23 protein-coding genes and 2 tRNA genes are annotated in these 23,976 nt (G+C 49.6%); 3 read left to right on the top strand and 22 right to left on the bottom strand.

Annotated elements, in window-relative coordinates; all coding sequences use genetic code 11:
* Positions 1–16: 16 nt before the first annotated feature.
* From FOC66_RS10095 to mraZ, 21 genes are all read right to left on the bottom strand, one after another.
* Positions 17–736, bottom strand: coding sequence for a cell division protein FtsQ/DivIB (locus tag FOC66_RS10095; RefSeq protein WP_003748302.1), 720 nt, complete (start codon positions 734–736; stop codon positions 17–19).
* A complete protein-coding gene (locus FOC66_RS10090) occupies positions 726–1,640 on the bottom strand; it encodes a D-alanine--D-alanine ligase (RefSeq protein ID WP_003748301.1) in 915 nt (304 codons plus the stop codon). Before FOC66_RS10090 ends, FOC66_RS10095 begins: the two co-directional genes overlap by 11 nt.
* 88 nt (positions 1,641–1,728) lie before the next feature.
* On the bottom strand, positions 1,729–3,138 hold the full coding sequence (gene murC, locus FOC66_RS10085) for a UDP-N-acetylmuramate--L-alanine ligase (protein ID WP_003748299.1): 1,410 nt from the start codon (positions 3,136–3,138) through the stop codon (positions 1,729–1,731).
* A gap of 165 nt (positions 3,139–3,303) precedes the next feature.
* The gene (gene murG, locus FOC66_RS10080) at positions 3,304–4,371 is read right to left on the bottom strand and encodes an undecaprenyldiphospho-muramoylpentapeptide beta-N-acetylglucosaminyltransferase (protein WP_003748297.1); all 1,068 of its coding nucleotides are present in this window, start codon (positions 4,369–4,371) and stop codon (positions 3,304–3,306) included.
* A 4-nt stretch (positions 4,372–4,375) separates the two neighbouring features.
* Complete coding sequence (locus tag FOC66_RS10075) at positions 4,376–5,638, bottom strand: FtsW/RodA/SpoVE family cell cycle protein (RefSeq protein WP_003748295.1); 1,263 nt, start codon at positions 5,636–5,638, stop codon at positions 4,376–4,378.
* Positions 5,639–5,909: 271 nt separating this feature from the next.
* On the bottom strand, positions 5,910–7,406 hold the full coding sequence (locus tag FOC66_RS10070; protein ID WP_172884825.1) for an amidase: 1,497 nt from the start codon (positions 7,404–7,406) through the stop codon (positions 5,910–5,912).
* Positions 7,407–7,649: 243 nt separating this feature from the next.
* On the bottom strand, positions 7,650–8,987 hold the full coding sequence (gene murD / locus FOC66_RS10065; protein WP_003748291.1) for a UDP-N-acetylmuramoyl-L-alanine--D-glutamate ligase: 1,338 nt from the start codon (positions 8,985–8,987) through the stop codon (positions 7,650–7,652).
* A gap of 44 nt (positions 8,988–9,031) precedes the next feature.
* Positions 9,032–9,952 carry an SEL1-like repeat protein gene (locus FOC66_RS10060; protein ID WP_036493421.1) on the bottom strand — a complete coding sequence of 307 codons (921 nt, stop codon included), beginning with the start codon at positions 9,950–9,952 and terminating at the stop codon, positions 9,032–9,034.
* 83 nt (positions 9,953–10,035) lie between these two features.
* Complete coding sequence (locus FOC66_RS10055; RefSeq protein ID WP_003748286.1) at positions 10,036–11,055, bottom strand: SEL1-like repeat protein; 1,020 nt, start codon at positions 11,053–11,055, stop codon at positions 10,036–10,038.
* Between the two features lie 66 nt (positions 11,056–11,121).
* Positions 11,122–11,610 (bottom strand): group II truncated hemoglobin, encoded by a 489-nt coding sequence (locus FOC66_RS10050; protein WP_003748284.1) that lies wholly within the window; start codon positions 11,608–11,610, stop codon positions 11,122–11,124.
* Positions 11,611–11,725: 115 nt separating this feature from the next.
* A complete protein-coding gene (mraY, locus tag FOC66_RS10045; RefSeq protein ID WP_003685861.1) occupies positions 11,726–12,808 on the bottom strand; it encodes a phospho-N-acetylmuramoyl-pentapeptide-transferase in 1,083 nt (360 codons plus the stop codon).
* Positions 12,809–12,909: 101 nt separating this feature from the next.
* Positions 12,910–13,059, bottom strand: a complete 150-nt coding sequence (locus FOC66_RS10040) for a hypothetical protein (RefSeq protein ID WP_003748282.1) — start codon at positions 13,057–13,059, stop codon at positions 12,910–12,912.
* A gap of 15 nt (positions 13,060–13,074) precedes the next feature.
* Positions 13,075–14,439, bottom strand: a complete 1,365-nt coding sequence (locus tag FOC66_RS10035; protein WP_003748281.1) for a UDP-N-acetylmuramoyl-tripeptide--D-alanyl-D-alanine ligase — start codon at positions 14,437–14,439, stop codon at positions 13,075–13,077.
* Entirely contained in the window at positions 14,436–14,966 is a 531-nt protein-coding gene (locus tag FOC66_RS10030; RefSeq protein ID WP_003748278.1) for a hypothetical protein, read from the bottom strand. Before FOC66_RS10030 ends, FOC66_RS10035 begins: the two co-directional genes overlap by 4 nt.
* Complete coding sequence (locus FOC66_RS10025; RefSeq protein WP_003748277.1) at positions 14,966–15,820, bottom strand: hypothetical protein; 855 nt, start codon at positions 15,818–15,820, stop codon at positions 14,966–14,968. Before FOC66_RS10025 ends, FOC66_RS10030 begins: the two co-directional genes overlap by 1 nt.
* A 24-nt stretch (positions 15,821–15,844) precedes the next feature.
* Positions 15,845–16,366, bottom strand: a complete 522-nt coding sequence (locus FOC66_RS10020) for a M23 family metallopeptidase (protein WP_003748274.1) — start codon at positions 16,364–16,366, stop codon at positions 15,845–15,847.
* A gap of 180 nt (positions 16,367–16,546) precedes the next feature.
* Positions 16,547–18,025, bottom strand: coding sequence for a UDP-N-acetylmuramoyl-L-alanyl-D-glutamate--2,6-diaminopimelate ligase (locus tag FOC66_RS10015; RefSeq protein ID WP_003748271.1), 1,479 nt, complete (start codon positions 18,023–18,025; stop codon positions 16,547–16,549).
* Between the two features lie 26 nt (positions 18,026–18,051).
* Positions 18,052–19,800, bottom strand: coding sequence for a peptidoglycan D,D-transpeptidase FtsI family protein (locus tag FOC66_RS10010; RefSeq protein WP_003748269.1), 1,749 nt, complete (start codon positions 19,798–19,800; stop codon positions 18,052–18,054).
* A gap of 74 nt (positions 19,801–19,874) precedes the next feature.
* Entirely contained in the window at positions 19,875–20,138 is a 264-nt protein-coding gene (gene ftsL / locus FOC66_RS10005; protein WP_003681879.1) for a cell division protein FtsL, read from the bottom strand.
* Between the two features lie 61 nt (positions 20,139–20,199).
* Positions 20,200–21,162 (bottom strand): 16S rRNA (cytosine(1402)-N(4))-methyltransferase RsmH, encoded by a 963-nt coding sequence (gene rsmH, locus FOC66_RS10000; RefSeq protein WP_003748267.1) that lies wholly within the window; start codon positions 21,160–21,162, stop codon positions 20,200–20,202.
* Positions 21,159–21,614: a division/cell wall cluster transcriptional repressor MraZ gene (gene mraZ / locus FOC66_RS09995; protein WP_003748265.1), complete on the bottom strand. Its 456-nt coding sequence runs from the start codon at positions 21,612–21,614 to the stop codon at positions 21,159–21,161. The genes rsmH and mraZ overlap by 4 nt, the downstream gene beginning before the upstream one ends.
* Positions 21,615–22,015: 401 nt before the next feature.
* On the opposite strand from mraZ, the gene FOC66_RS09990 reads away from it, so the two are divergent.
* The 3 genes from FOC66_RS09990 to FOC66_RS09980 all read left to right on the top strand — a co-directional run bounded on the left by FOC66_RS09990 (position 22,016) and on the right by FOC66_RS09980 (position 23,432).
* Entirely contained in the window at positions 22,016–23,167 is a 1,152-nt protein-coding gene (locus FOC66_RS09990; RefSeq protein WP_003748263.1) for a class I SAM-dependent methyltransferase, read from the top strand.
* Positions 23,168–23,273: 106 nt separating this feature from the next.
* Positions 23,274–23,350 (top strand) — tRNA-Met (locus tag FOC66_RS09985).
* Positions 23,351–23,356: 6 nt separating this feature from the next.
* Positions 23,357–23,432, top strand: a tRNA-Ala gene (locus tag FOC66_RS09980).
* Positions 23,433–23,571: 139 nt separating this feature from the next.
* Here FOC66_RS09980 and FOC66_RS09975 read toward each other — a convergent pair.
* Positions 23,572–23,976: a ClpXP protease specificity-enhancing factor gene (locus FOC66_RS09975; protein WP_003748259.1), complete on the bottom strand. Its 405-nt coding sequence runs from the start codon at positions 23,974–23,976 to the stop codon at positions 23,572–23,574.

The raw sequence follows: 23,976 nt of genomic DNA, 5'->3' as shown, positions 1-23,976 counted from the left end.
CTTCACGTCTAATCGGCTATTCACTGTCGGAAGGATTTTCAGACGGCCTGTAACGGACTGAAAAACCATCCTTATAACGCATATCGATATACTCGATACGACTTTGTTTTTTACGCAGCAACGACGGCCAAATCTGGGCAAACTGCTGCAAACGTTTGATTTCGTTTTCACGCCCCAAACGCACGGTAATGCCGTTGTTCAATACAAGCAGCCATGCCGAACGCGGCGTGTAGATCAATTCTTTAATGGTCAGTTTCAACGGACTCAAAATACCGGAAAAGTCCGCATAATGTTTGACCATGTCTTTGCCTGTCCCCTGCTGCCCTTCAAATATAGGCAGGTCCTGTTTCAGGCTTGCGGCAAACACATTACCCTTACTATCCACCAAGCCGCCAGCGCGCCAGTGTGCAACCGGCACGCGCTCGGTCAGGATAATTTCCACGGTTTCCGGAAAACGGCGGCGCACCATTGCCGAGTCAATCCAAGGCAACTCCTGAAAAGCGGCCTGCGCCGAATCAATATCGGCGCGGAACATATTACCTCTGATATGCTCTCTTGCAACGGTTTGTAATTCTTTGCCGGAAGCATATTTCAGCTTGCCCTGAATGGCAATCTGTTTCACAGGGAAATATTTGGAATTGTAAAGCCAAGCTATGCCCGAACCTATCAGCAGAAAGGCCATCAGCAACAATAGCCGGCGGGTCAGCCGACCCAGTGCGCCTGCATCATCCCACATGAGCGGTCTTCAAAATCTCAATACATAAATCAGCAAAATCTACGCCGGTATGGGCTGCAGATTTTGGCACCAAACTGTGGCTGGTCATACCGGGTAAGGTATTGATTTCCAAAAGATACAGCTTACCGTCCGTATCTTTCAGAAAGTCCACGCGCGAACAACCGTCCGCACCAATCGCCTGCGCGCCACGCACGGCCAGTTCACGCATCAGGTTTTCCTCTGCCTCGCTCAAATCTTCCGACGGGCATTGATAAACCGTATCGTCGCGGTTGTATTTGGCTTCGTAATCGTAAAACTCGGTAGCCGGAATAATATGAATGCTCGGCAGACCTTTGCCGTTCAATACCGGGCAAGAATACTCGCCACCGCCGATAAAGCGTTCGGCAATAATTTCGCCCTGCAAATGTTTCAATTCTTCGTAAACGCTTTTCAGACGGCCTTTTTCTTTGACTTTTACAACACCGACGCTGCTGCCTTCCGCGGCGGGTTTCACAAACATCGGCAGGCCCAATTTTTCTTCAACGGCATCAAAGTCGCTGTCGTCATGCAATACGGCAAATTCAGGAACAGGCAAACCCACGGCCTGCCAAATCAGTTTGCAGCGGTATTTGTCCATACCCAGTGCGGAAGCGGCCACACCGCTGCCGGTATAAGGAATACCCATCAGTTCCAATGCGCCTTGAATCGCGCCATCTTCGCCGAAAGTGCCGTGCAAAATATTGAAGGCCGTCTGAAAACCTTGTGTTTTTAATTCAGACAACGGGGTTTCTTTGGGGTCGAACGCATGGGCATCCACGCCTTTGCTTTTCAAGGCAGCCAAAATAGCGGCGCCGCTGTCTAGAGAAACTTCGCGCTCGCTGGAGAAGCCGCCCATCAACACGGCCACTTTGCCAAAATTCTGCATAATTTCTACTTTCTTAAATACTGATACAGGCCGTCTGAAATATTGTTCAGACGACCTATGTGTCCTCAAAGGCAAATATGCCTGTTTATTATGATTGTTTCGACAATTCCACCAATGCAGACGGAACGCGGTTGATGCTGCCGGCACCCATATTCAGTACAACATCGCCGTCTTGCAAAACATTCAGCAGCATTTGCGGCAAATCGGCAACGTTTTCGCAGTAAATCGGCTCAAGTTTGCCCAATACGCGGATGGCGCGTGCCAAGGCGCGGGAATCGGCTGCAGCAATCGGCTCTTCGCCTGCGGCATAAACTTCGGTCAACACCAGCGCATCGACAGTATTGAGGACTTTGGTAAAGTCTTCAAACAAATCGCGCGTGCGGGTATAGCGGTGCGGTTGGAAAGCCAAGACCAAGCGTTTTTCAGGGTATGCGCCGCGTGCGGCGGCCAGAGTTGCCGCCATTTCGACAGGATGGTGCCCATAATCATCCACCAGCAGCGCGGCTCCGCCGTTTGGCAATTTGATGTCGCCATATTTTTGGAAACGACGGCCGACACCTTCAAAGCCGAGCAAGCCTTTTTGAATAGCTTCAACCGATGCACCAACTTCCAGCGCAACGCCGATAGCTGCCAACGCATTGAGGACGTTGTGGCGGCCGGGCATATTCAAAACAACTTCAAACGGCTCTTGCTCATGTCCTTTCATTTGAACATGAACGGTAAATTTCATTTGCGCACCGACGTTTTCAATATCGGTCGCGTAGATATCGGCAGTATCGTCCAAGCCGTAAGTGGCGTAAGGTTTGCTGATTTTCGGCAAAATCGCGCGGACGTGTTCGCTGTCGATACACAAAAAGGCTTTGCCGTAAAACGGCATACGGTGAATGAAGTCGACAAACGCCTGATGCAGTTTCTCAACGCTGTGTCCGTAAGTGTCCATATGGTCTTCGTCGATATTGGTTACGACGGACATAATCGGCGTCAGATACAGGAAAGAAGCATCGGATTCGTCGGCTTCGGCAACAATGTATTCGCCTTTACCCAAACGGGCGTTGGTACCCGCGGCGTTGAGCTTGCCGCCGATAACGAAAGTCGGGTCGAGTCCTGCAGCGCCGAGAATAGAAGCAGTCAGGCTGGTGGTTGTGGTTTTGCCGTGCGTACCGGCAATGGCGATACCATCGCGGAAGCGCATCAATTCTGCCAACATCAGTGCACGCGGAATCACGGGAATCTGCTGTTCCAACGCAGCAACGACTTCGGGATTGTCTTTTTTGACGGCGGTAGAGGTAACAACCACGTCGGCACCATTGACGTGTTCGGCAGTATGGCCGGGATAAACTTGGATGCCGAGAGCGCTCAAATGCTCGGTAACGGCATTACGCGCCTGATCCGAACCGGAAACTTTAAAGCCCAAATTGTGTAAAACTTCGGCAATACCGCTCATGCCGACGCCGCCGATTCCGACAAAATGGATGTTGGTGACTCGATTTTTCATCATAATGTTGCGTTCCGGTTGGTTTTTAGTGCGTAAAGGCGTTATTTTAAAGGGCTATCCGCTTCTGCGCTATGCTTTTATTGTAAAGGAATTTTAACAAAAGCAATAAAGGCTGTCTGAAACGCCGTTAATCAACTTTTCAGACGGCCTTGAACAAAGTCTGCCTGCTTATTCGGTACAGGATATGGCAATTTCCGCCACATCGTCCGCACTGTGCGGCAACGCCAAGGTACGGGCATTTTTCGCCCATTTCAGGCATTTTTCACGGTTTAATCCGCCGAGGATTTCGGCCAGTTTTTCTGCCGTCAGTTGAGTTTGCGGCAGCAGCAAACCGGCTTCAGCCTGCACCATAAAACGCGCATTGGCTGTTTGGTGGTCGTCCACCGCGTGCGGATACGGCACCAGTAGCGCCCCCAAACCCGCAGCCGTCAGCTCGGCAATCGTCAGCGCGCCGGCACGGCAAATTACCAAATCGGCATCACGGTAGGCGGATACCATATCGGTAATAAACTCCACGCACTCGGCTTGCACACCCAACGCATCGTAATCCGCCTGCAGGTTGCCCAATTTATTGCGGCCGGACTGATGATACATCTGCGGACGGGCCGCTTCAGGCAACAATGCCAAAGCTTGCGGAACGGTTTTATTCAACACATCCGCACCCAAACTGCCGCCCACCACCAAAACTTTCAGACGGCCTTGACGGTTTTCAAAGCGTTCTTCGGGAACAGGCAATGCCGCAATATCGGCACGGACAGGGTTACCCACCAATCCGCCTTCATGTTGAAAGGCTTTGGGGAAAGCATACAGAACACGTTTTGCCCAACGCGACAGTTGGCGGTTGGACAAACCGGCTACGGCGTTTTGCTCGTGAATCACAATCGGCACCCCGGAAATTTTTGCCGCCACGCCGCCGGGGAAAGTAACGAAACCGCCAAAACCGATAACGCACTCGACACGGTGTTTCTTAATAATCTGCTGCGCCTCGCGGACGGTTTTATACAGCGTAAACGGCAACATCAGCTTGCGCTTGATGCCGTTGCCGCGGATGCCTTTAATGGCCAGCGTTTCCAAGCGTATGCCGTATTGCGGCACGATGCGCTCTTCCATCGAATCTTTACTGCCCAGCCAAATCACATGATGGCCGCGCTTTTGCAGCGACTCGGCAACCGCCAATGCAGGGAAAATATGACCGCCCGTACCGCCGGCCATCAGCATAAAAGTTTTACCGCTCATGGTTTTACTCCACTGAATAACCGCGCATTTTTTGGCGGTTTTCATAATCAATGCGCAATAACAAAGTAACGCACACCAGCATGATAAAGACAGCCGAACCGCCATAAGACATAAACGGCAAAGTCAGGCCTTTAGTGGGCAGGATACCGATGTTTACACCGATATTGAAGAAACTTTGAATACCAATCCAAATACCGATGCCGTTGGCGATGTACGCGCTGAACATCAAGCCCGAATCACGCGCCTGTTTGCCGATGGAAAACGCGCGCCACACCAGCCAGCCGTAGCAGAACACCAAAACCAGCATCCCTAAAAAGCCGAATTCTTCGCCGATGACGGCAAAAATAAAGTCCGTGTGCGCTTCAGGCAGATAGAAACGTTTTTCCAAACTTGCGCCCAAGCCCTCGCCAAACCAGCCACCGCGCGCAATCGCCATCAAAGAATGCGTCAGCTGATAGCCTTTGCCCAAAGGATCGCTCCACGGGTCCAAAAACGCCGCCACACGCGCCATACGGTAAGGCGCGGCCAAAATCAGCAAACCCATTCCGCTCACAACGGTCGCCACCAATACGGCAAAGTACTTCCACGGAAAGCCTGCCAAAAACAGCATACCCATGGTAATCACGACAATCACGACAAACGAGCCGAAATCCGGCTGGCCCATAATCAAAACCAAACCGACCGCCACCGACATAATCGGCAGAATCAGGGTTTTAAATTTACGGAAGCGTTCCTTCACCCTTACCCAAGCTTCACTTTTAAAAGGGCTGCACACTAAATCGCCAATACCGGTAAACAAAGACGACCAACCCAAAGAATCCAAATCGCGCAACATTTCTTCACGGCGCGTAAACAGGCTGGACAAATACAAAACCGTTGCCAATTTGAAAAACTCGGTTGGCTGCAAGTTGAGCGGTCCGATATGAATCCAGCGCGTCGCGCCGTTAATCTCACGGCCGACAAACAAAACCAGCAACAACAGCAAACCGGAAACGACAAAATAAAACGGAATAATCCGCCGCCAAAAGCTCATCTTCAACAGGAAAAGCGGCAAGCACATGGCCACCGTAAACAGGATAAACATTGCCTGTTTGGACACAAAAGAAAACTGGCTGCCCCCATCCGATGCCGCATACGCAATAGAGGCCGAATAAATCATTACCAAGCTGAAGGTCGTCATCAAAACGACCATCCACAAGAGAGAAACATCAAACTTCCGACCATCGCGCGCAATCGGCCGGTCAAGCATTTTGGAAAGACTAATCATGAAAACATCCGTAACGGCTTGAATAAAATATTCAGACGGCCTGCTAATGGGCAAGAGGCCGTCTGAAAAAATGAATTAACGTTATTTTAAAGGTTTATTTCCAAACCAACAATTCAGAATCTTTAAAGATGCCTGATTCCGACGTTCTTTGCGCCCTCCCCTACCCTTTGATACCGGCAAAAGGCCGTCTGAAAACGTTTTTATGTTTTCAGACGACCTTCTATAAATCTTTTCCTCAGGCAAACAGACCGTTTTGTATCCAATGCAAACCCTAAACCACCTGCGGTATTTCCGCCCACGGCTGTATCTGTTCCAACTGCGCGGCGAGGCTAAGCAGCGTGTCTTCGCGCCCGAGTGCAGCGGCGAACTGGGTACCGACAGGCAGCCCGTTATGCCGGTAAAGCGGCACACTCATGGCGGGGTTGCCGCTCATGTTCAGCGGCGACGTATAACCGACGTATTGCAGCGCGGCGGCGGCTTCTTTTTCTAAAAACGGGTTGTTTTTCAACAGAAAACCCAAGCGCAGCGTGCCAAACAGCAGGCGCATGGCTTTTTGTGCGGCGGGCGGCGGCATCATCTCGCCGATTTTCGGCGTGGTGCGCGGGCAGACGGGCGTCATCAACACGTCGTAGCGCGTGAAAAATGCTGTGGCGGCACGTTCCTGCGCCAGCATCACGTCGCGCGCCCATGCCATTTCGCCCGCGCTGATTTGCCGACCCTGCACAATCATTGCCCACGTTGTCGGCTCAAGCAGGCGGTGCGGCAGTTTTTGCCCGGTTTCGTATTGATATTGGTAGAACAGTTTTGCCGTTTCGCCCATGACGATGATGCGGGCGGCTCGGTTGAGCTGTTCGGGTGGCGCAAAATCGGGCGTGGCTTCTTCCAATTCGTGTCCCGCGTCTTGCATCAGTTTCAGACTATGGGCGAACGCGGCTTCCGTTCCTTCGTCGTTACCGCCGCCAAACCATGTCTGTTTCCAAAAAGCGATTTTCAGACGACCTGTTTCTAGTTTCAGGCTGTCTGCAAAACCGTTTTCGGGCGGCGGCGGGCAGGCATACAAGGCGCGGGCTTGGGTTTGGGCGGCGATGTCCAGCAAAACCGCGCTGTCGCGCACGCTGCGGGTCAACACATGGTCGCATACCAAACCTTGCCATGCCTCCGATGCGTTCGGCGCGTAACTGCTGCGGCCGCGCGTGGGTTTCAGCCCGAACACGCCGCAGTTGTGCGCGGGTAAGCGAATGGAGCCGCCACCGTCGCTGCCGTGCGCTGCGGGTACGACGCCCGAAGCCACTGCCACCGCCGCGCCTCCGCTGCTGCCGCCCGCGGTGTAATCCAAATGCCACGGATTGCGCGTGATGCCGTAAATTTCGGTTTCGGTAACGGGATACGCGCCCCATTCGGGCGTAGTGGTTTTGCCGAACACGCGCAGCCCCGCATCGAGATAGGCTTGGGTCAAATCGCTGTTTTGTTTGGCAATGTAATACTGCATCATACGCGAACCCGACCATGTCGGCGCGCCTTCCCAATCCGCCAGCAAGTCTTTGAGCAAAAACGGTACGCCCGCCAGCGGCGTATCGGCATTTTCAGAAGACCCCTGCCACGCCGCCGCGCGTTCGCGCAAATCGTGCGCCAACAGATTGAGCTTGGGATTGACTTCGTCCAAGCGGTTTAAAGCAGCCTGCAACACTTCATCGGCGGAGACTTCTTTTTTACGGATCAGCTCTGCCAAACCGACGGCATCGTAACGGATGTAGTCTTGAAAATTCATGGGTTTTCCTTTCGGATTGATAAACACACGTTTTGTCGGTCAGGCATAGCTGCCCGCTGCCTCGCTGTTTGCCCGCATAGGCAAATTTTAAGAAACAGTAACACCGGATAAAGGCAAGGAACAAGTTTACCGTTGCTGCAAAAAGGTCGTCTGAAACTGCCTTGACGTTTGCAGACGACCTTTTTGCCAATAGTGCTCAAGGTTTACGGTAAAACCAACCCTCTTTTCATGTTTCAGACGACCTTACAAAGCCTTAAACGCCTCGATAAAGACTTCCGAACGGTGCGCATAGCCTTTGAACATATCAAAGCTCGCGCAGGCGGGGCTGAGCAGCACGATATCGCCCGCTTCGGCTTGGGCGTATGCCGTCTGAACCGCTTCTTCCAAAGTGGCGCAGTCGGTCATATTCAGACCGCAGCCGTCCAAATCGCGGCGGATTTGCGGCGCATCGACGCCGATCAAGAACACGCCTTTTGCCTTGCCGGCAAGCGCATCGCGCAATGGCGTGAAGTCCTGCCCTTTGCCCATGCCGCCCAAAATCACGAAGAGCGGATTTTGCAAACCGGCAATCGCGGCGGCGGTTGCGCCGACGTTTGTGCCTTTGCTGTCGTCGATGAATACCACGCCGTTTTTCTCGCCGATTTTTTCCACGCGGTGCGGCAAGCCTTGGAAGGTTTTAACGTGTTCGAGCAATGCTTCGCGCGGCAAACCGATAGCCTCGCACAAAGCCACGGCAGCCATAACGTTGGCGGCGTTGTGCAAGCCTTGCAGCGGGATATCTTGCGTAGAAATCAAATCTTCATTGCCTTGTTTCAGGCGGCCTGTCTCGCGTTCCAACCAAAAATCGGCTTCGTGTTCCAACGAAAACCATTTCACCTCGCGCCCGGCACGCTTCATCGCACGGCAGAACGCATCATCCGCATTCAAAACCTGTACGCCATCGCCACGGAAAATCTTGTCCTTGGTATGCGCATAGTCGAGCAAGTCGTCGTAGCGGTCGAGATGGTCTTCGGAGATGTTCAGCACCGTCGCCGCAGTCGGGCGCAGGCTTTCAGTGTTTTCCAGTTGGAAGCTGGAAAGCTCCAACACCCACACGTCAGCCTTCTTGCCTTCACGCTGCAATTCCGCCTCCAAAACCGGCGTACCGATATTGCCCGCGATAACGGTATCCAGACCACACTTGATGCAGAGATAGCCGACCAGGCTCGTTACCGTCGTTTTGCCGTTGCTGCCGGTAATCGCAATCACCTTGTCGCCGCGGCGGTTCACAACATCTGCCAACAATTCGATATCGCCCAACACACGCCCGCCGTTTTGCTTGAACGCCTCGATATCCGGCTGCCGCTCGCTGATGCCGGGGCTGAGCGCCAAAATATCGAAACCGTTGGAGAGCGCATCTTTTAGACGGCCCGTATAAAACACCAGCCCGTCAAATATCTTACCAATTTGCGACACGCGCTCCGGTTTTAACTCCGCATCATAAGCAGCCACCTCCGCGCCGTTTTTGCGCAGATAGGCAATCATGGAAATACCCGTGCCGCCAAGCCCGGCGACGAGGATTTTTTTATTTTGAAAAGTCATTTTGGTTTTGTCCTAGTTTTTTCAGACGGCATTTCATAAACCGCTCAATAACCCGATTCTAAACGACGGTAACCGTCACATCCTAGCCGATTACCGTTATTACATGCCATACCGAGCCACGCTTTGGCAACTCTTAGATTTTGGCGGACACCTTGTCCATTAGCATACATTGCACCCACATTGTATTGGGCTTTGACATGACCTTGCATTGCTGCCTTTTCAATCCACTTCACTGCCTGCACATAGTTTTGACGGACTCCTTGTCCATTGGCATACATCACACCTAAATTATATTGGGCTTTGACATCACCCTGCTTTGTAGCTTTACGATACCATTTAACCGCTTCGACATAGTCTTGGCGTACACCTTGTCCGTCGGTATACATCACACCTAAATTATATTGGGCTTGAGCATCACCCTGTTCTGCCGCTTTTCTATACCATTTTGCCGCTTCGACATAGTCTTGGATCATACCTTGCCCATTAGCATACATCACACCTAAATTAAGTTGGGCTTCAGCACTTCCTTGTTCCGCTGCTTTATGGAACCATTTCGCCGCTTCAGCATAGTCTTGATGTACGCCTTGTCCGTTGACATACATTACACCCAAATTGGATTGGGCAGCTGCATCCCCTTGTTCTGCTGCCTTGCGAAACCACCGCACTGCCTCTGCATAATCCTGGCGCACACCTTTTCCGTTGACATACATCAACCCCAAATTAGATTGTGCTCGGGTATCTCCCTGTTTCGCTGCTTTACGATACCACTTGACCGCTTCAGCATAGTCTTGGCGCACGCCTTGTCCATCAGCATACATTACACCCAAAATATATTGAGCAGGAACATAACCTTGTTCCGCCACCCACAAAATTTTCTGAACGTCAGGAACCTCTTCCGCATACACTGTTTGTCCTATACCGAAAACCAGCAAGGCTACCATCATTTTTTTTAATAATTTATTCATTTTAAAATCCATTACATTCAAATTATTGTTTCTGTTTTATCCTAGTTTTTTCAGACGGCCCTTAGCAAAATTCAATACCCTGCCTAATCCAATTGGCGATAAACATCACAACTTTGCTTGTCTCCATTAGCACAAGCCTTCTTAAACCATTCTTTAGCAACTATTTTACTTTGACGTACACCTTGCCCTTTTTCATACATCAAACCCAAATTATATTGAGCATCTGCATACCCCTGCTCTGCTGCCTTGAGATACCATTGCACCGCCTGTGCATAGTCCTGACGAACTCCTTGCCCATTGTCGTACATCACACCCAAATTATTTTGAGCTTGGGCATGTCCTTGTTCAGCCGCCTTGTGATACCACTCCACTGCCTTTGCATAGTTTTGGTGCACGCCTTGCCCTTTTTCATACATCATACCCAAATTAATTTGAGCACCTGCATGTCCCTGTTCCGCAGCCTTGCGATACCACTGCACCGCATTTGTATAGTCTTGACGAACTCCTTTTCCATTATCATACATCACACCCAAATTATTTTGCGCATCTGCATGTCCCTGTTCCGCAGCCTTGCGATACCATCTCACCGCCTGAACATAGTCTTGGCTCACACCTTGTCCTTGTGCATAGGATAGGCCTAGATTATATTGGGCTTTTGCAAGCCCTTGCTCTGCCGTTTTGCGAAACCATCGCACTGCCTCTGCATAGTCTTGACGAACTCCTTGCCCATTGGCATACATCATACCCAAATTATATTGGGCATCGGCCAATCCTTGTTCTGCCGCCTTGCGATACCACTGCACTGCCTGTATATAGTCCTGACGAACTCCTCGCCCATTGTCGTACATCACACCCAAATTATATTGAGCTTGAGCATACCCTTGTTCTGCTGCCTTGCGATACCATTTGACCGCTTCAGCATAGTCTTTACGGACACCTTGTCCGTTACGATACATCTGACCAAGATTGTATTGGGCAGCAACAACTCCTTGTTCTGCCGCCCGCAAGGTTTCCTGAAAATTAGGGACATTATCCGCCCACACTAGTTGGCTGAAACTCAAGGCAATCATGCCCAACATTATTCTTTTAAAGAACTTATTCATTTTAAAACCTATTACTTTTACTTTTAAATTATTGTTTCTGTTTTATCCAAGAAGTTTCAGACGGCCTTAACTAGTGAATTCCTTAAAAAAGCTATTCACACCATAGCTACTCAAAATCTGCTGCAATTCCGGTGCGCGTACCCAAGGATCGACCGCCATCGGCGGCATGGGCGGTTCGATACCGTCTTCGTTTTGGTTACGACACCAATCTGCCATCGCAAAAACTTGGATTAAAACCGACTCGGCAAGTGTTTTGTCGATGTCCAGTTCGCTCATGGCTTGGGCAAAACAAGCCATCCATTCGTTGCGGACTTGTACGTTGACGGCAAAAGGCATATGGCGGGCACGCAGTTGGGGATGGCCGTATTTTTCAACAAAGAGTTGCGGTCCGCCAAGCCAGCCGCTAAAAAATTCGTAGAGCTTTTCCCGTATCAGGGTCATGTCTTCGCCGTGCATTTGGCGTAAGGCTTGGTATTGCGGCTCGAGTTCCATCAAGTCGTAGAAACGGTCGGTCAGGGTGCGGATGCCGGTTGCGCCGCCGAAAGATTGGTACATGTTTGGGGACTTTCTGTGTGGATTATTGCGGGATTTATTTTGAGACGTAGGATTCAGGCAAGCATGCTTACCTTACATAATGGCCGTCTGAAACTTTCAGACGGCCTTTGGAGATTTAGCGGATTTTGAGGGTACTCAAACCAATCAGCACCAAGACGATGGTAATAATCCAAAAGCGGACGACGACTTGGGTTTCTTTCCAGCCTTTTTGTTCGTAGTGGTGATGAATCGGCGCCATCAGGAAGATGCGTTTTTTGGTGCGTTTGTACCAACCGACTTGCAACATAACGGAAATGGCTTCGACAACAAACAGACCGCCCATGATGACGAGGACAAATTCTTGACGGATGATAACGGCAACGGTACCAAGCGCCGCACCAAGCGCGAGCGCGCCGACGTCGCCCATAAAGACTTGTGCCGGATAAGCGTTAAACCACAAAAAGCCGAGACATGCGCCACACATGGCGGTACAGAAAATCACGACTTCGTTCGCGCCGGCAACGTAAGGCAGTTGCAGGTATTGTGCAAATTGTGAGTGGCCGCTGGCATAAGCAAAAATGGCAAGGCCGGCGGCAACGAGGACGACGGGAAATGCGGCCAAGCCGTCCAAACCGTCGGTCAGGTTAACGGCATTGGATGTGCCGACGATGGTCAGGTAGGACAATACCAAGAAGCCGACTACACCAAGCGGCAAGGCAACTTGTTTGAAGAAGGGAACAATCAGGATATTGTTGGCGGAATTTGTCGCAAGGTAGAACAATGCCAAACCGGCAATAATGGCAACGCTCGACTGCCACACCATTTTGAATTTGGCAGACACGCCGTTAGGGTCTTTATAAACCACTTTGCGCCAGTCGTCGTAAAAACCGAGTGCACCGGTAGCAAGCAAGACGCCTAAGAGAATCCAGATATAAGGATTTGCCCAGTTGCCCCATAAGATTGTGGACACGGTAATGGCGGTCAAAATCAGCGAGCCGCCCATGGTTGGCGTACCGTTTTTGATCAGGTGGGTTTGAGGGCCGTCGGTACGGACGGCTTGGCCTACTTTAAGTGCAGTCAGCTTGCGGATGGTCCACGGACCCAACAATAATGAAAATACCAGCGCAGTCAGCGCAGCCATCACGGCACGAAATGTGGTGTATTGAAAAATATTCAGACCGGTTAACCAGTTACTGAAATGTGCGAGCCATAAAAACATGGGGCTTCCTTTTTTGTTTTTGTTGTAACAGCGGGCTTATTGCCCAATTAAAAATCAATCGGTATGCCGTCTGAAATTTCAGACGGCCTTGTTGAGTAAGATTATTTCTCTACCACGCAAATCGGATAGTTTCCAGGATTCTTTCCGCCGCCCAAGTCCAAACAGGTATCTTCATAAATAAATGCCTGTACTTTCATTCCGGCATAAAACGCGGCAATCAACAAACCAGCCAATAGTAAAATCTTTTTCATATTTCAGACGGCCTTTTACGCGGTTGTTGCTGCCAACGCCTCGACCACTTCTTCCATCTTCATAAAGCGCGAGCCTTTGACCAATACAGTAGCGCGTTCAGGCAAATCGTGGCTCAACACTTGAATCAGCGGATCTTTATCAGCAAACCACAAACCTTCTGCACCAAACGTCTCTGCCGCTTCAACGCTGTTGTCGCCGACAAAATATGCGGCCTCGATGCCTTTATCCCGCGCATACGCGCCAACTTCGGCGTGCATGGCGGCGGCTTCGTCCTCGCCCAGTTCGCCCATATCGCCCATCACAAAAATACGCGGCGCAGGCATAGCGGCGAGCACATCAATGGCGGCTTTCATACTGTCAGGGTTGGCATTATAAGTATCGTCAATTAAAGTCGCGCCTTTAATGCCTTGCTTGATATTCAGACGGCCTTTGATATTGCTGAAATTTTTCAGGCCGTCTGAAACTTCGGCAAGGCTCAAACCTGCCGCCAAAGCCAGAGCAGCAGCCGCTACGGCATTATGTACATTGTGGCGGCCGGGGACCGGCAAGACCACGGCAACACGTTCATTGCCACGCACCAAATCAAACGTACAAGACAACGGTTTCAACTCAATATTTTCTGCATGGACATCGCCACTGGCAATGCCGAAAGTCTGAATGTTTAATTGCACAGTAGCCGCTTCAAATGTAGCGATATTGGCATCTTCACACGGAATCAGCGCAACGCCGTCTGAAAGCAAACCTTCGTAGATTTCACTTTTGGCTTTGGCAATATCGCCGACGCCATCAAAACCGCAACCGACATGCGCGCGCAAAGCATTATTGACCAGAGCAACATTCGGACCGGCAATTCGGGTCAGCAAAGACAATTCGCCAAAATGGTTCATGCCCATTTCAATGACGGCATAACGATGTTTTTCGTTCAGTTTCAACAAAGTCAGCGGCAGGCCGATATGATTGTTGAAATTGCCGGCAGTCGCCAACACAGCTTCATCACCGAATCGATGACGCAATACGCCGGCCAACATCTCTTTAACCGTCGTTTTTCCGGAAGAACCGGTAATACCAAAGACAAACGGATTCACATTTTCACGCCACGCCTTCGCCAGTTTTTGCAAAGCCGCAAGCGTATCGTCAACCTTCAGCGCGCCTTTCAAAGCCGCACAATCTTCGCGCGAAACCACAACTGCCGTTGCCCCCGCTGCCAATACATCTTCAACAAAGTCATGCGCGTCAAAGCGCTCACCGGCAAGCGCGAAAAATACATCGCCTTCCTGAATATCACGGCTGTCTGTAACAATACGCGAAACGGGTTGATTTTCAGACGGCATCGGAAGGCCAAGGGTTTGGCAGATGAAATTTAGGTCTAGTGGTTTCATGATTGTGTTTCTTGTCCTTGTTCTACTTGTTCTAACGGTTCCACATTTTTATCCGTATTTTGGGAAACCATTTTTAAATGACGACAATTGCGTCCTGCCAGCACAATAAAAAGAATAGCGGCAAAATTTATACCGACAGCAAGCTTATGTACCGTAAGGCTAAATGATAATTGCAGCACACTTTCTATATAATACGTAAAAGAAAATGCCTCTCCTACAAAGACTATTTGCAACAAGCATGGCGTGTACACATATATCATTCTTTTAAAACCTACTTCACGGAATTTAAACGCATTCCATGCTGCAGACAACGCCAATACACCCAAAATGAAAAGTAAAATCCCAAAAAACACAGCCCATGCCATGTTGTTAATCAGTCCCTGCACACTCTGAATTGATGCCAGAATCAACCAAACCACGCCCTGCACCAAAGTCAGCCATGCCATAAATTTGCCGCTTTTGGGCAATTTTTTATATTCAGGAAATGTATTGGAAAACCAACTTTTCATTTTATAAATTTCTTTCATTAACTGCCGATTTTCCCGTACTGCTGGTAATCGGAAAAACACAATACAATGGTTTTACCGTTTTGGCGGTAGGGGTGGCAAAGGCTGTAATTGCCGTCTTTTGCCTCATAACGTATTTCATTTGTTTGTCCGGCAAATATTCTTTGCAAGTATTCACGCTCGCTCAGATTTGGTGCATAAAGATATTGCGTTTTGCTGATTGTTTCTTTATTGCCATTCCGAGTAACGACAAAACCATTATCATCGCCTACTCCCTGAGTATCGGGGGCTTGCTCATCAATCCCGCTTAAATGGGAATCAGCTGAGAAAGCCAAATAAACCTGTTTATTACCGATCGTATCCGGCACAATCACCGTAGCCGCTTTAAAAGCAGAATCTTCCTTCGACATCAGCTCCAGGATTAACGCCGCTTTTTTGATGTACACCGAGTCAAAACGATAATCTGCCAAGGCTTTGATTTGCGACGGATTGTCCTTGACGATGCGCTCTAGCGATTGAGTTAAAATCTGACGTTTTTTCTGGACAGTCAGATAATTTCCGCCAAATAGCAAAGCGGCCAAAACAGGAAATACGGCCAACAACAAATATAAGGTTTTCCGGCCGCCTTTGCTTTCTTCCTCTTGTCCTCGCTCAGCAATACGGGTCAAATTCAGCATGATGTTCAATATCAAGGCACCCGCCATCACGGCAAAAATCCCCAAAATACTCATCAGGAAAATTTCCGTAATATATTCGCGGAATACCTTAAGCCCGAAAACATTGGATAAAATCAGAACAAATACCCAGTACACCAGCAGCACGACTGCCACCATACCGACGATATTCGTTGCCTTAACCAATTTCTTTGCGTTCATACTCTCAAATCTTGTTCAGACGGCCTATCTGTTCTGATTAATCAGCGGATACGGATTCACCGCGCCGCTGGGCAGATACACGCCGTAATGCAGGTGGGCCGGTGTGGTTCTGGCATTGCCGGTTTTACCGACATAGCCGATGACCTGCCCTTCTTTTACTCGCTCATACAGGCGGATACGGGCAAATTTATTCAGGTGGGCATAGTAATGCCAAGCACCCGGCCCTTGAATACCGATGACTTTGCCACCCAATCGGTTGCGCCCGATTTTGGTGACGATGCCGGGCGTGGTACTGCGTATCGGCGTGTTTTTCTTAGCAAAAATATCCACACCTTCATGTCTGCGCCCCTGGCTGCGCGCCGCACCCCAAGTGTCGTCAAAACGCTTGCCTTTAACGGGATTCGGCAGGCTTTGCTCGGCTGGAGGCTGTTGCGCCCTCAATTGTTCGATTTCGGCACTGGGGCGCGGAAGTTGTTTGGTGGCACAGCCTGCGAATAAAACTACGGCTGCACTGATTAATAAGGTTTTTGTCGGCATTTTCAGCATCAAATCGGTCTCCTTGTTGTTCAGACGGCCTTGTTAAAAAGTCTTCTGGAACAAACAACTGTGATGGGTTTAATGGCTGACGTGCCGTAATGCGTGTGTCGTTTTGCTTTTGTTTTGTATGGTTAAATCTTTTTCAGACGACCTTAAGGTTTCGGGCCGTCTGAACATTTGTGATATGGTCTATCCGCGCTCTGCCAATGCTTTTTCTGCGGTTTCAAAATCGGAGAAATGGTGTTTCACGCCTTGTACATCCTGATAGTTTTCATGTCCTTTACCGGCAATCAGAATGATGTCGTTCGCGGCAGCCTGCTCAACCGCATAACGGATGGCAACGGCACGATCAACTTCGACGCGTTCAGGATTAGGGACGGCAGGCAAAATATCGTTGATGATGTCTTGCGGATTTTCCAAACGTGGGTTATCGCTGGTAACCACTACTTTATCGGCACCCTGAACTGCTGCCGCACCCATCAATGGGCGTTTGCCGCGGTCTCGGTTGCCGCCGCAGCCGAATACGCACCATAAGGCCGCGCCCTGCGGTTTGATTTCCTGCAAAGTGGAGAGTGCTTTTTCCAGTGCATCGGGTGTGTGGGCATAATCGACAACGACCAAGGGCTTGCCGCTGTTCATAATGCAGTCCATGCGGCCTGAGGCGGGACGGATTTTTGCCAGTACAGCCAATACTTTATCCAGCGGATAACCGTTGGCACACAACAAGGCGATGCAGGCGGCGAGATTTTGCGCGTTGAACCGTCCGAGCAGACGGGTGCGGCATTTTCCTTCGCCCCATGGGGTTTGGAATACGGCTTCCATGCCGTCTGAAGAGGCGGTGAAATTGGTAATGCGGATGTCGGCGTGTTCGCTGAAACCATAGCTGTAAACGGCTAAATCGAGACAGTCTTTTTTCAGACGGCCTGCGAGTTCTGCACCGTATCCGTCATCGACATTGATGATGGCGTGTTGCAGGCCATGCCAGTAAAACAGACGCGACTTGATGGCGCCGTAGGCTTCCATCGTGCCGTGGTAGTCGAGGTGGTCACGGGTGAGGTTGGTGAAGATTGCGCTACAGAATGGCACGCCGTTGACACGCGATTGGTCAAGGCCGTGGCTGGAGACTTCCATCGCGGCGGCTGTTGCGCCTTGTTGACGGAAGCGGTAGAGCAGGGTTTGGACATCGACAGGGGCGGGGGTGGTGTGCGTGGTTTCTTCCAATGCACCCCAAAAGCCGTTGCCGACCGTACCGATAATGGTGGTTTTTTCGCCCAGAAGATCGGCGGCTTGCGCCAGCCATTGTGTGATGGAGGTTTTGCCGTTGGTACCGGTTACGCCCCAGACTTTGAGGCCGTCTGAAACGTTGCCGTAAACTTGTGCTGCCAACATGCCGGCACGGTGTTTCAAATCTTTGATGCCTTGATTGGGGACTTTCCATTCGGGATTCCACGCAAATTTTCCGTCATCATCCCAAAAAACAAAGGTTGCGCCGTTGGCAATGGCAGCAGGAATATAGCTGCGGCCGTCTGTATATTCGCCCTGACAGGCAACGAAAATGTCACCCTGCTTAATTTGTCGGCTGTCTGAATGCAACAAACGCCCTGCTGCGTTTTCACACAGCAGAGGCGGAAAGTTGGTTTCAGCCAAGGGGGTTAACTTGCTGAACATAAACAATATCTCTTTGATTGTTTGGATTATGACGGTACTTTGACGGTAGCGGTATTACTTAAAGGCTTGGTCGGGGAAACGCCCAAGATGTTCAAGCTTCCGCTCATGACTTCTTTGAATACGGGACCGGCAACCACGCCGCCGTAATAGCCGTTGGCAGTCGGTTCGTCGATGGTAACGGCCACAATCACGCGTGGATTTTTAGCCGGAGCAAAACCGATGAACGTACCGACGTGTTTGTTGTCCACATAGCGGCCATTGACCAGTTTACGCGCCGTACCGGTTTTCGCACCGACGTCAAAACCATCTACAGCACCAGCAGTACCGGTACCGCCGGCTTCAGTAACGGAAACCATCAACTCGCGCACTTTTTTCGCAGTAGAGGCTTTGATGACGCGCTTGCCTTTAGGGGCAACCGCTTGTTTTTCAAAGCTGACCGGCAACAATTCGCCGTCATGGGTCAAGACAGTATAGGCACGCGCCAATTGCAACAGGCTTAATTGCAAGCCATAACCGAAAGACATGGTTGCCTGTTCGATTTTTTGCCATCTGCGCCAGCTTCTCAACAAACCTGCAGTCTCACCAGGAAAGCCTGAATGCATGCGCACGCCCACACCCAAATCATGATAGAAATCGTACATTTCTTTAGGCGTAAACATGGCAGAAAGTTTACTGGTACCAACGTTGGAAGATTTTTGCATAATGCCGCGCACATCCAAAGTAGGATAAACGTGGGTGTCTTGTACGGTAGCCGGACCGATTTTGTAAGGCAGGGTATTGAATGTATCGGTTGCATCCACTTTGCCGGAATCCAATGCTTTGGCAATGGTAAACGGCTTCATGGCAGAACCAGGTTCGATCATGTCGGTTACGGCGCGGTTGCGGCGCTGTTCGCTATTGGCTTGACCCGGTTGATTTGGATCGTAAGCCGGGCTGTTGACCAACGCTAAAATCTCGCCGGTTTGCGCATCCAATACCACAACCGTACCCGCTTTGGCCTTGTGATAAGCCACAGCTTTGTTCAACTCCTCATAAGCCAGCGTCTGAATGCGCTGATCCAAAGACAAAATCATGTCTTGGCCGTTTTTAGGCACGCTGTTGCGCGGAGAGTCGAGGCTGTCTACGATGTTGCCTTTATTGTCGCGCAATACGACTTTCGCGCCATCTTCACCGCGCAGGCTGTCTTCACGTGAAAGCTCCAAGCCCTCCTGACCTTTGCCGTCGATATTGGTAAAACCGATAACGTGCGCAAACAGATTGCCCATCGGGTAATGGCGTTTCAATTCTTTTTGGAAGGCGATGCCTTTAATGCCCAATGCTTTGATTTCTTCCGCTTTTTCGTAGCTGAGTTGACGTTTCAGATAGATAAAGCCTTTGTCTTTTTTAGACAATTTATTTTTCAAAACTTCAACAGGCACATCGGCAATGGCAGACAGTTTCTCCAACTGCTCGTCAGTCGGCATTTCCTCCATACCGGAAGGCATGGCATACAATGATTCGGTAGGCGCGCTCAAAGCCAATGTAGCACCATTACGGTCGGTAATCATACCGCGTGATGCAGGCAGCGGAAGCGTACGCACAAAACGTTGGTCGCCCTGATTTTTCAAAAACTCATGCTGACTGGTTTGCAGATAAACCCCGCGCACCAACAGACCGGTAAATGCCAGCGCAACGGCACCCAGCACCAAACCGATACGTCCGTTACTTGTCAGCGGTTTTTTTGTTTTTGTGGTTCCAGACAGCATTTGAGGTTTATATTCGTTCTTAATTAACATGTTGGACTTCTCATGACTTAGCTGCTCAGTGAGCTATTAATTCCCGTAAACACCTTGAAAACAAGGCTATATTCTTATTTTTTGCGTTCCAGCATAGCCGTATTATGCGCACCCGGCGGAAGCAGATGTTGCTTTTCGGCCGCCACTTTAATCAGTTTGTGGTTGGCCAATCTTGCCTGCTCCAATTTCAAGCGCGCGTAATCCTGTTCCAACTGAATTTCCCGCTTTTGTGCCTTATCCAACTCGATAAAGTGCAAGCGCGACTGGTTTTGCTTAAACACTACGGCAAAGGCCGAAACCGTCACCAAAACCAGTAATAAAATATTCAACTTACCCATTTCAAACTTTCAGACGGCCTGCCAACAGAAACATCCCTTGCGACAATGCCGAAACGCTTCCCTAGTCAACAACCGAAAATTCGCCGCTGCTGCGCTCCGCCACACGCAAAACCGCACTGCGCGCACGCGGATTGGCTTCAGTCTCTGCCGAACCCGGTTTGATTGCTTTGCCCACAGCCTTCAAAGGCGGCTGAGGCAAATCCGCTTCCTTGACCACTGCCCAACGGGGCAAAGGCGCATGTTGCGAATATTTTTTAATAAACTGCTTCACAATTCTGTCTTCCAAAGAATGGAACGCAATGACGGCCAAGCGTCCACCCTCTTTCAGACGGCCTGCAACCTGCGGCAAAACTGCCTCTACCTCTTCGAGCTCACGGTTAATAAAGATGCGAACTGCTTGGAAGGTGCGCGTTGCAGGGTCTTGTCCGCGCTCACGAGTACGGACGTTTTGCGCCACAAGCTGCGCCAGCTTGCGGGTTGTATCGATGGGACTTTCCTCCCGTTGCGCAACAATGGCGCGCGCAATCTGGCGACTAAACCGCTCTTCACCATAATTCTTAATAACCTCGTGTAAATCCTGTTCGGATGCGGTTGCAATCCATTCCGCCGCAGACATCCCGCGGGTCGGATCCATCCGCATATCCAACGGCGCATCAAAGCGGAAACTGAATCCGCGGCTGCCATCGTCAATTTGCGGCGACGAAATCCCCAAATCAAAAAGCGCACCGTCAATCTTATCGATGCCCAATTCATCCAAGGCCGTCTGAAATGTCTCAAAACCATTGTGTACGACACTGACACGTTTATCTTGCGCCGCCAGCTCATTGGCTACCGCAATCGCCTCAGGGTCTTTGTCAAAAACAACCAAACGCCCCTGCTCACCCAAGCGCGACAAAATCAGCCGGGAATGCCCTCCCCTGCCGAACGTACCGTCCACATAAATCCCGTCTTCACGGATTGCCAACGCATCCACCGCCTCATGCAACAAGACAGTAACATGCTGATAATTTTCAACTTTACTCACAATTGCAAATCCGTTTGACTCAATTGGAAAGCCAATTCGTCAGGATCGATATCCAAAGCCTGATTCATTTCCTCTTCCCAATGTTCGCGGCCCCACAACTCCATACGGTTTGCACGGCCAACCAAAGTAACTTCTTTTTCAAAATCCACACGTTTGCGCAGATTGGCCGGGATCAAAACACGTCCGGCGCTGTCCCACTCCAAAATCTCCGCATTGTGCAGCAGCAGATTTTGATACCGTTGCAAAGATTCATTGCCGGCTACTTTCAACTTCAGAATCTGCTCGGCTTTTTCCTCCCAAACGGGCTCCGGGTACATCAATAATTTTTTTCGGGAATCCAGGGTAACCACAATTGCAGGCGTATAACGGCGCAGCAAAATATCGCGGAATTTGGCAGGAATCGCCAACCGCCCTTTACTGTCCATACTCAATTCATGAGCACCGCCAAACACATCACACCCCAAATTCGATTAAAATAAAACAGAGTGAGATTAAAAATCCCACCTTCCTAAAATATTTCGTTTTCGCTTCAACAGGACACATTTCAGGAAAAAGTAACCACTTTCACCCACTATGCCCCACTAACCGACACTATAAGAAATTTTGGCAATCAGGTCAAATCCGTTTCTTATCTGAAATGAAACACTAAATGCTTAAAATTCAATAGTTTATATACGCAATAATGAATGACATATGGATTTTATAAGCATTTCGTTTAGCATAAAATACTAGATATAGTATAGTTTATATTATAAAAATACTATATATAGTATTTTTTTACTCAATTACCACCCATTCCGTAAGCAGCTATAATATACAAACAAATTCAAATTTTTTACATTATCTAACAGTCATGAAGCCACAACTCCCTCTCCCCTCCCCTGACGCACAAGCCTCTTCAGCACACCTGACTAAGCTCATCAAAAACGAAATTGAACAACATCGAAACTGGATACCTTTCTCCCGATTTATGGAGCTTGCTCTTTACACACCCCAATACGGCTATTACAGCGGAGGCAGCCATAAAATCGGCACGGACGGCGACTTCATTACCGCCCCCACCCTATCTCCCTTATTCGGGCAAACCCTTGCCAGACAACTTACCGAATTACTGCTGCAAACAGCAGGCAATATCTACGAATTTGGTGCAGGCACAGGCCATCTTGCCGCTACTTTGTTACAAAATCTTTCAGACGGCCTAAATCATTACTACATTATTGAGCTGTCGGCAGAGCTTGCAGAAAGACAACGTCAACATATTCTTGAGCACACATCTCCCGAAGCAGCCGCAAAAGTCATCCACCTCACCGCATTACCCGAACACTTTGACGGCATCATCATCGGCAACGAAGTATTGGATGCCATGCCGGTGGAACGCTTGATTTATCAAGATGAAGGATTTCAACAAATCGGCGTCAGCTTAGAGAATGACAAGTTAATCGAAGCCGTCAGACCATTGGCCCAAACCGAACTGATACAAACAGCCTCTTTGTACTTTCCTCCCCTCCCTTCATACACAAGCGAGCTTCACTCGGCACAATATGCCTTTATCCAAACCCTGGCCGCCAAATTGCAGCGTGGCGGCATGATATTTATCGATTACGGCTTCGATGCCGCCCAGTATTACCATCCGCAACGCAAAGAAGGCACATTTATCGGCCACTATCGCCACCACACCATCCACGACCCATTTTTCAACATCGGCCTGACCGATCTGACTGCACATGTCAATTTCACCGATATTGCACGCGCCGGCACAGAATCAGGTTTGGACTTAATCGGCTACCTGCCCCAATCTTATTTCCTGCTCAATCTCGGCATCACTGATCTGCTGGCGCAAATCGGCAGTCCGGATTCAATTGAATACATCCAAGCCGCCGCCGCAGTACAAAAACTGATCCATCAGCACGAAATGGGCGAGCTTTTTAAAGTGATCGCTTTTGGCAAAGACATCGATATCGATTGGACAGGCTTCGTTCACGGCGATATTTGCCATAAACTATAACTCGACCATCTACTTTTTATTTTTTAAAAACAATAAGAAATAAAAAAAACCAAAATTAGCGCTTGCCAAATATTCAAAAAAAACTATAATAGCGACTTCACGAAACGGCGAATTAGCTCAGTCGGTTAGAGCAGAGGAATCATAATCCTTGTGTCCGGGGTTCGAATCCCTGATTCGCCACCAAATTTCGGGGGTATAGCTCAGTTGGTAGAGCGCTTGCATGGCATGCAAGAGGTCAGCGGTTCGATCCCGCTTACCTCCACCACTAAACAAAAAAGCTCTTGTTAAATACAAGAGCTTTTTTGTTTGGCTTAATTAATAACCAGATAAGACATCAGAGCTTCCCTTCAATACCTAATCAATAAAGGCCGTCTGAAACATTTCAGACGGCCTTTTATCTTTGATTACTTCACAAGCTTCAATACTTTTTTCGGTTTTCCTTCCGCAGATTCAGCTTTTTTATCTTCCGTTGCAGCAGGACTGGTAGAAGTAGGCTGATATGGTTCTACCTCGAAACCCATACCCTCTCCACTTTCACGGCCAAATATACTGACAATATGACCGACCGGAATCCAAATCTCATGCGCTACGCCGGAAAAACGCGCAGAGAAATTGACCCACTCATTGTCGATATTTAAATTATGACTGGCTGTAGGGCCAATATTTAAAACAATCTCATTGTCACGTACATACTGCATCGGAACGCGGGTATGTTCATTTACCCAAGCGACGATGTGCGGCGTTTGGTTATTATCCAAGCACCATTCATACAAAGCGCGCAACAAATACGGTTTGGTTGAAGTCGCCAT

Origin of the sequence: Neisseria mucosa (assembly GCF_013267835.1) — a bacterium.
Taxonomy (GTDB): Bacteria; Pseudomonadota; Gammaproteobacteria; order Burkholderiales; family Neisseriaceae; genus Neisseria.
The sequence above is the reverse complement of the archived record's forward strand: the minus strand, read 5'-3'. Positions and strand labels throughout refer to the sequence as shown.